The organism is Nonomuraea antri (assembly GCF_013283785.1).
GTDB classification, from domain to species: domain Bacteria; phylum Actinomycetota; class Actinomycetes; order Streptosporangiales; family Streptosporangiaceae; genus Nonomuraea; species Nonomuraea antri.
The window spans coordinates 18,176-27,018 of record NZ_JABCPZ010000154.1 but is presented as its reverse complement, the minus strand read 5'-3'; the positions used below and the strand labels follow the sequence as shown (position 1 = coordinate 27,018).

Sequence of the window (8,843 nt, the reverse complement as noted above, 5' to 3'; positions counted from 1 at the left end):
CCCGGGGGACGGATGCCCCGAACATTGGCCATCGACCTGCGGGGACGCTCGCGCCTGGCCTCGCCCGCTGCCCCTGACGAGGGAGCGGCCGTGGGGCCACCGGTAGAAGCGTCAGTGCGAGCGGTGTCCGGCGATCCTTCGGCGCCGGCTTCTGGGCGGTCGTCCTCGGCACGGCCGGCGCGCGATGCCTCTGACGCCGCGCGGGACTCTGCGGGTTCCACGCCGGTGGCTGGGGCCGCGGATTGGTCGGAGCGGGAGTTTTCGGGGCGTTCGGTGCTCGACGCGCCCCGGGCCTGCGACCGCTCTTCACGCTGATCCGCGCCGGAGCGCCGGTCAGTGTCCGAACGCTGGCCCGTGTCCGAACGCTGGCCCGTGTCCGAACGCTGATCCGGGCCGGATGGGCGTTCGGTGGTAGGCGGCTGGTCGGCGCTCGGCTGTTCCGCCGGGCGGCGGGTGCGGGTCGGCGTCGCCGTACCCTCGGCGGTGGCTCCGGCCGCGGGCGCGCCTGCGGACGCGCGTCCTGCTTCCCTGGTGGGACGGTCTGTACCCAGGCGCCCAACCGGTCCTTCTCGTGGAGAAGGTTACGGATGTCCCCCTCGGCGTACTCGAACTCGGGAGACCAGAAGAGCGCGTCGAACGGGCAGACCTCGATGCAGATCCCGCAGTACATGCACAGGGCGAAGTCGATCGCGAAGCGGTCGAGCACGTTGCGCTGACGGGGACGGCCGCCCTCAGGGGCCGGGATGGTCTCCTTGTGGGAGTCGATGTAGATGCACCAGTCGGGGCACTCTCTGGCACAAAGCATGCAAGAGGTGCAATTCTCCTCAACCAAGGCGATTACGCCGCGGCTCCGAGGCGGCAGGGCGGGCTTGACCTCGGGATACTGCTGAGTGACGGATTTGCGCAGCATGTGACGAAGGGTGATGGACAGCCCTTTCGCCAGTCCGACTCCCGGTATCCGCGCCATGGTTCAACATCATGACGCACTTGGCCGCGCAGGTGAATGAGCAAGAGCGTTGTCCCCAGTTTTTCCACAGCTATCCACAGCTTGGGTGACAGTTATCCACAGGCTGGGTCTACATCCGATTTGGCCGACTGCGGAGCGATAGTCTCTCGGCCATGCCGTACAGCCATCCGGTTCGTCCCAGCAGTGGGGCGTGGGCGCTCGCCGTGGTGTGGGCGTCCCTGTCCCTGTTCTCCTGCGGGCTGGCGACCCCGTTCACGATCGGGTTCGCGGCGTTCTGGATGCGCAGCATCTGGCAGGTGATCGGTGCGGTGATCTATTCCTTCCTCACCGGCTCGTTCGCGCTCGCGGTCTTCGCGTACGGAAGCTATGAGGACATCCCCGAGCCACTGTACGGGCTGGTCTCGCTGGCGTTGATAATTTCCTGGTTCGGCGGGGCCATTCATTCGGGGATCCTGGTGCCGGCCATGGCCAGGGCAAGGTCGAACACGTATGCTCAGCCGCCGCCGTACCAGCCTGCCGTACCGCAATTCCACCACCCCAACCAGCACCGGCGGCCTGGCCCCTACCAGCGGCCCGATCTGCACCAGCGCACCACGGCGCCGGACCATCGGCCACCGCCGCAGCCACGTCCACAGCCGCAACCGCAACCGCATCCCGACCTGCGGCAACACCCGACCTCCCCGACCCAGCACCGCTCGCCGGGCGAGCCTGAGTGGATCGGGCACTATCGGGTGCTGCAGTCCGTCGGGCGCGGCGGGCAGGGCGCCGTCTATCTGGCGATGGCGCCCAACGGGGTGCGCGTCGCCGTGAAGGTCCTGCACGATCTGGTCGACGAAACGGCGCGGACGCGGTTCGCCAGGGAGGTGGAGGCGGCTCGCCGGGTGGCGACGTTTTCCACAGCCCGGGTGCTCGATGTGAGCATCACCGGCCAGCAGGCGTACATCGTCAGCGAGTACGTGGAAGGGCCCTCGCTCGAACGCCTCGTTCGCCAGCACGGGCCGCGCGACGAGGACAGCTTGACCCGGCTGGCGTTGTCCACGGCCGGGGCGCTGGCGGCCATCCACAAGGCGGGGATCGTCCACCGGGACTTCAAGCCGAGCAACGTGCTGATCGGCCCTGACGGGCCTCGGGTGATCGACTTCGGCATCGCGCGGGCGCTCGATCAGGTGACGATGACTTCGGGACGGATGGTGGGCACTCCGCCGTACATGTCGCCTGAGCAACTGTCCGGCGAGGCGGTGGGGCCGGCGTCCGACGTCTTCAGCTGGGCCGTGACGATGGTGTTCGCGGCGACGGGGCGGCCGGCGTTCGGCGAGGACAGCGTGCCCGCGGTCTTCCATCGGGTGCTCACCGTTCATCCGGACTTATCGCCGTTACCGCCGACGCTGCGGCAGGTCGTGGGGAATTGCCTCAGCAAGCGTCCTGACGAGCGTCCCTCCGCTTCGGACGTGATGCTGGCGATCGTGCACTGAGCGACGTCGGAGGTCGGGTGGGCCGGATTGCCGGGTGTCTTGCGTCCGGCAATCCGGTCTGGTTGGGGCGTTCTGGTCTTGCTCGCCTGCCTGGCTGGGCCCGCTTTGTGGGCTTCTCGGCGATTGTGGGGTGGCCGCCCAGGGGGTGGCATCGCGCCATGCGGAGGTCAGGGCGGCTTCGCGCTGGGCGCAGGTCAAGGAGTGAGCGGCTTTGCGGGGGCGCATGTCCCCGGAGTGGTGGCTTTGCGCCATGCGCAGGTCCGGGGGTGGGTGGCGTTGCGGTGGGTGCGGGTTAGGGGGTGGCTTCGCGGCAGGCGCGGGTCAGGTTCAGGTATTCCTGGCGGGTCAGTCGCAGGACGGCCAGTTCCAGGCCGTGGCGGTCGGCGAAGCGGTTGACGTCGTCGGGGTTCCAGGTGCCGGGGAGGTGATGGCATGGATGGTGCGCGTTGTCGAACACGACCAGGCCCGACCGGTCTTCGTGCTGGTAGAGGAGCAGGTTGCTGGCCGCGCCTGGATGCTGGCCGATCGGGAGTTCGTTCAGTTCTTCCTTGCCGTGGGTCACGAGCAGCGAGCGTCCGCGGACCTTCAAGTTCGGGCCGGTGATGGGGCCGATGGCGGTGCCGCGAGCCACGCGCCTGCGGTGAAGTTTCGCCCATGCCGGACGTAACAGGAGCAGCGCCGGGCTGAACATCATCAGCAACCACTTGGCGTCGATGAGGTCGATGAGGACCCGGCCCAGCGTGGCCAGGCCACGCCAGAACACCCACATTCCGGTCGAGGCCAGGTACGCCATGAGACCGATCCCTGCGACTCCGAGGCAGATGCTCACCGGTTTGCGCCATGTGGCGAGTGACGGCGCGGGTAGGCCGCGGATGCGTTGCCAGCCGGGCGCGCGGGCCGCCAGCATGGCCCGGACATGGGACGGGCGTTGCTGGCGCGCGTCGTACAGCGGGATTCTTGATGCGGCGGCGAAGTCGCGTAGGTGCGGTGCGTACCATTCGCCGGGGAGGTCCAGGAGTACCAGACCGTCCTCGTCCAGTGCGGCCAGGCCGTGGACCACGGCTGAGTTCTTGGCCGATTGCGGGCATTTGTACTGGTAGAGAGATGCGGGCGTCAGGCGGATGGAATGGCCGGTGGCTTCGTCCGTGACGTCCAGGGCTGTGCCGTCCGAGGTCAGGGTGGTCTTGGGACAGCGACTCCCGGAGGTCGCGCCCGCGCATGGCTTGAGCTGAGCTTTCACTGTGCACCCCCAGTGGCCCCCTTTGAGGGTACGACGGCTGGGCTGCGACGCGAGTTCCTTGCGCGGCATGGGCTTCACGGCTGGGAGTCGGGGTTGAGCGACAGAAGGCCTGGTGGTGGTGACGGATCGAGTGAGGTGAGCATTCGGCCCCATTCGGCCAATTCCGTTCTGGGGCGAAGCGGGTGTGTTCGGTCTGGTCCTGCTTTTGGGGCGGAGGGGATGTGTTTGGTCCCGTCCCGCTCTGGGTGAGGCGGGCGCGTTCGGCCGGTCCTGCGTTTGGGGCGGAGGGGGTGCGCTTGGTCCCGTCCCGGTCCTGGGGCGAAGGGGTATTCGGTCTCGTCTCCTTGGGGTGGAAGGCGTTCAGTGGGCGGGCTTGCGTAAGTGCGGGGTTCGCGTTGGTGATGGTGGCGCGGGGTTGAGCGGGTCGGGTCTGGGTTCTGCGGGTGAAGTGGTGATGGGCGCTCGGGCGAGGGGTGGTTTTGGAGAGCTGCCCGCTTGAGGCTCGATCCCGGTGGGGCTCGGTGTGCTGGTGGGACTCGGTGCCGGTGGGAGGTGGGCGGGGCGGTAGATCTTCCGGTCCGTTCTTTGTGCGGTGGCTTTGGTCTTGCTGATTGGGGCCACGTGTTGGGCACCTGGTGTACGTGGGGGGGCCGTGTACCGGCATCGCGGCGAGTTAGCTGGGTCTGCTTTCTAGCGTCAGGTTCGCTTTCCAGCTGGTCTGGCCGTTGCTCGGCATGGACGAGTCCGGTTAGGTCCGGCTGCGGCTTCCCGTCTGATTCGGCTCTTCGGCGCGAACCTTCTGGTTTTGGGTCGGGTGGCCTCTGAGTGAGCGCTTCCCCGCCGAAAACCCGGTCGCGAGGTGTCCGATTTGGCGCGTTGGTTTCTCCTCAAGAGGTAGAGACACAACGGCTTGAACGGGGAAGTCATTGGGACGTCGTGAGCGACCACTGGAACCGACTGCGGGATCGATCGCCCGATTCGCATATGAGCTGCGCAAACTCCGGAAGGAAGCAGGCGGCCCGACCTACCGGGCGATGGCTGCGCGGGTGTACTACTCTTCCGCGACGCTCGCCCAGGCCGCGGCCGGTGACCGGATGCCTTCGCTGCCCGTCGTCCTCGCCTATGTGGAAGCCTGCGGCGGGGACGCGGAGGAGTGGCGGCGGCGCTGGCATGAGGCCGATCAGGAAGCCGTGGAGGAGGCGGCGGCCAGGGACACCGGGAAGGCGCCGTATCTCGGCCTGTCACGCTTCGAGACAGAAGACAGCGACAGGTTTTTCGGGCGGGCGGTGCTCGTTGAGCGGCTGGCCGGGATGGTTCGGGAGCATCGACTGGTCATGCTGGTCGGGCCTTCGGGCAGCGGTAAGTCGTCGCTGCTGCGGGCCGGCCTCGTTCCGTGGCTTCGGAGGTCGGCCGAGTCCCGCTCCCGAGGGCTTGAGCCCAGTTCCCGGAGGACGGCGGAGTCCGGTTCTCCAGGTCAGGCTGAGCCCGGTTTTCGAGGGCAGGCGGAGTCCGGTTCCCCGGGGCAGGCTGAGTCCGGCTCCCAAGGGCCGGAAGAGCCCGGTTCCCTGGGGCCGGCGGAGGCCCGTTCGCAGGGGCAGGCGGAACCCGGCTCTCGCACGCTGCCGGGCTCGATCCGCGTTCTGACTCCCGGCGCCCAACCTGCCCAAACGCACACGCACACCCACCCGCACACCCCCTGGAGCGACGACGACGTCGTCATCGTGGATCAGTTCGAGGAGGTCTTCGCGCTGTGCGCCGATCCCGCGGAGCGTGACGGCTTCATCGAGGCGCTGCTGGCGGCGTCCACCGCGGCGGACGGCCCGCGCGTCGTGCTCGCCGTGCGCGCCGACTTCTTCGGCCGCTGCGCCGAGCACGGTGGGCTGGCCGAGGCGATCAGGGACACGACGGTGCTCGTGGGCGCGATGAACCCGGAGGAACTTCGTGAGGCGATCACGCGTCCGGCCGCGGCCGCAGGTCTCACGGTGGAACGGGAGCTCACCGCCATGATCATCAAGGAGATGGCGGGCGGACCCGGCGCGCTGCCGTTGATGTCCCACGTCATGCTGGAGACCTGGCGCCGGCGGCGCGGGCGGGTCCTGACCGTGTCCGCCTACGAGGCCGCCGGCGGGATCCACGGGTCGATCGCGCGCACGTCGGAGACGCTCTACGCCGATCTGTCGCCCGCCCAGCGGGAGCAGGTACGGCATCTGCTGCTGCGCCTGGTCACCCCGGGCGAGGACGCGCCCGACACCAAGCGGTCCGCCGGCCGCGCCGAACTGCTGGTGGGCGACGACGCGGACGCGTTGCTCGACCGGCTGGCCACGGCCAGGTTGATCACGCTGGCGGAGGACCGGGTCGAGCTGGCGCACGAGGCGCTGCTGACCGCCTGGCCCCGGCTGCGTGCCTGGATCGACGAGGACCGTCAGCGCATCCTGCTGCAACGCGGCCTCACCCAGGCCGCGCAGGCGTGGGAGGAGCACGGCAGGGACCCGGGCGGGCTCTATCGCGGTCTGCGTCTGTCGATGGCCTGCGAGCAGTTCGGCGGGCCTGGCGGCAGGGACGACCTCACCCCGCTGGAGCGCGAGTTCCTGACCGCGGGCATCGCCGCGCGCGACCGTGAACGGCGTCATCGCAGGCGGCGTTCGACGACGATCTCCGCGCTGCTCGTCCTGACGCTGGTCACCGCGCTGCTCGCCTGGCAGGAGAACCGGGCGGGACAGAACAGGCAGCGCGAGAGCGAGGCGCGCCGCGTGGCGGGCATCTCGGCGAGCCTGCGCGACTCCCACCCGCTCATGGCGATGCGGCTGAGCCTCGCCGCCTGGCGTCTGGCGGATCTGCCGGAGACCCGCTCGGCGCTGCTGGCCGCGGCGGCGCAACGTCCTCAGGACGTCTTCACCGACCCGGACGGGGACCCGCAGACCATTCGCCACCTCAGCGAGGACGGCCGGAGCCTGGTCTCCGTGGGAGCCGCGCAGGTCACGGTGTGGGACCTGGACACCGGTCGCAGGACGTCGACCTGGCCCGCCCCGGGCGCCGCGCACGCCAGGCTGGGCGTGCCCGGCGGCGACGGCCGGAAGCTGCCCATGCGGGTGAACGACGACGAGGTCTCGCTGTGGGATCTGGCCGCCGGGCGTCCCGACCCGGAGGTCTTGGGGAAGGCGGACAGCGGGTTCGAGCTGGGAGTGAGCGGGCGGAGCGTCATCGGCTACCACGCCGACGGGCCGAGGTACGCCATCAGGGTGTGGGACGTGCGCACCGGCCGTGAGCTCGTGAAGGTCGACACCCGCCGCCGGGCGTCGGCCGCGATGCAGTCCGTGACGTGGGAGTTCAGCACCTCGTTCGCGCGCAGCATGGACAACAGGCGCGCCTGGGAGGATCCAGCGCACCCCGATGTGACGCTCAGCCCGGACGACACGCTCATGACGGTCTGCGTGCCCGGCGAGCCGCTCCAGCTGTGGGACGTGGCCGCGGGCCGCAGGATCGACACCCCGTGGGCGCCCGTGGCCACGCCCCGGCAGTGCCAGTACGAGCAGGTGAGGTTCACCCCGGACAGCCGTCATGTGGTGGTCACCGGCCTGAACGAGATCCGCATGTGGGAGGTCGCCTCCGGCGAGAAACTGCCGGTGATCCACCTCCAAGGGGTGCAGGAGATCGGGTTCAGCGCCGACGGCTCCTTCCTGGTCGCCAGCGACAGGAACGACGTCCTGATGTGGCGGATCCCGAATCCGGGCTCCCCGGTCTTCCGCCACTCGCTCTCCGGCGAATACGCCAGCGACCTGCGCGTGGACCTGCGCGCCAACCGTGTCCGCTATCTCGGCGGCTCGAACATGTCCTGGCCCGCGACCGTGCGCACCCTCGATCTCGGCCTTTCGACGACAGGGGCGTGGCGGACGCCGGGCGCGTCCACGGCGGTCTTCAGCCCGGACGGGACCACCATCGCACGCGCCTACACGGACGAGCGGCGGGACGTCATCCAGGTGGAACTGCAGGACCGGCGCACCGGGCGGCGCACGGCCGGGCCGTGGGAGACGGCCTGCCACGACGCGCTCAGATGCACGACGCTCCTGGCCTTCAGCTCCGACGGGCGGACACTCGGCTTCGGCGCCACCTCCTTCGGCGGGGACGCACCATCGAGCCGGCTGTCGCTGCTGGACGTGGCGGCCGCCAGTGTCTCGGACACGTTCTCGTTCGAGGAGAAGGGGATGCGCTCGGTGGGGACCGTCGCGTTCACGCCCGGCGACAGGTCGCTGCTGATCGCGTCACCGCCCACCGTCGGCTCCATGACGCTCTGGGACCCGCGTCGCCGGGCCGCCGTCCGGACGCTGCCCGAGGTCGTCGCTCATCACCTCGCGATGCACCCGGACGGGCGGTCACTGGTCACGTCCGAGGGGGACGTCGTGCGCTTTCCCGAGCTCGAACGGGCCTCGAAGGGGCGGATCCTCGGCCAGAACAGCGCGGCCGCCTTCAGCCCCGACGGCCGGCACCTGGCCACCGGCGACGACACCGGCCGCACCACGCTGTGGGACGGCCGGGTGGAGCGGCGGCTGGGCGTGCTGACCACCCCGGGCGCCCCGTCCGCCGCTGGCCCGGGCGCGCGCAGGACCGTGACGGCGCTGGCCTTCTCACCCGACGGAGGCGTGCTCGCCGCCGGTACCTCGAACGGCGTGGTGCAGCTGTGGGACGTGGCCACGCACCAGCCCATCGGCGGGCCGCTGCCCACCCCTGGCGACAGCGTTCTCGCGCTCACCTTCGGCGCCGACGGCCGGACCCTGAACGTCGCCGGCGAACACGTCCCCGTCCAGTCGTACGACCTCAGCCCGCAGGCCGCGGCGGCGACCCTGTGCCGGCGCGCCGGTGACGGGCTCTCCCCCGCGGACTGGGCGGCGTACTTCCCCGGCCGCTCCCGCCTGAGTGCCTGCCCGTCATGAGGCCGTGCCGATCGCCTGCCCGCCATGCGGAAAACCGACAAATAGCCCCCTGACCTGGGATTTCCTCTCCCCATATCCAAGTCATAACGAAGACACACAGCCCTGTCCAATGATGTTCGCATCGGGCAGCCGCCGGCTGCGCGAAGCCCCCAGGAAGAGGAGGTGTTTTCGATGAATCCGGAGCTGGACGATGTGATCGCCGAGCTGCAGAGCCTCGACGCGACCGCTGACGGCCG

General features: G+C 69.8%; 4 protein-coding genes. 2 read left to right on the top strand and 2 right to left on the bottom strand.

What is annotated here, in order from left to right; translation table 11 throughout:
• Nucleotides 1-805, bottom strand: an 805-nt coding sequence (locus HII36_RS57155; protein WP_236004253.1) for a 4Fe-4S binding protein, incomplete at its 3' end; no start/stop codon positions are given.
• 440 nt (nt 806-1,245) lie between these two features.
• Here HII36_RS57155 and HII36_RS36870 point away from each other — a divergent pair.
• A complete protein-coding gene (locus tag HII36_RS36870) occupies nt 1,246-2,439 on the top strand; it encodes a serine/threonine-protein kinase (protein ID WP_173527955.1) in 1,194 nt (397 codons plus the stop codon).
• Between the two features lie 292 nt (nt 2,440-2,731).
• Here HII36_RS36870 and HII36_RS36865 read toward each other — a convergent pair whose 3' ends face one another.
• Nucleotides 2,732-3,679: a hypothetical protein gene (locus HII36_RS36865; protein ID WP_173527954.1), complete on the bottom strand. Its 948-nt coding sequence runs from the start codon at nt 3,677-3,679 to the stop codon at nt 2,732-2,734.
• Nucleotides 3,680-4,713: 1,034 nt separating this feature from the next.
• On the opposite strand from HII36_RS36865, the gene HII36_RS58875 reads away from it, so the two are divergent.
• Nucleotides 4,714-8,607, top strand: a complete 3,894-nt coding sequence (locus HII36_RS58875; protein WP_328808051.1) for an nSTAND1 domain-containing NTPase — start codon at nt 4,714-4,716, stop codon at nt 8,605-8,607.
• The last annotated feature ends 236 nt before the right edge of the window (nt 8,608-8,843 follow it).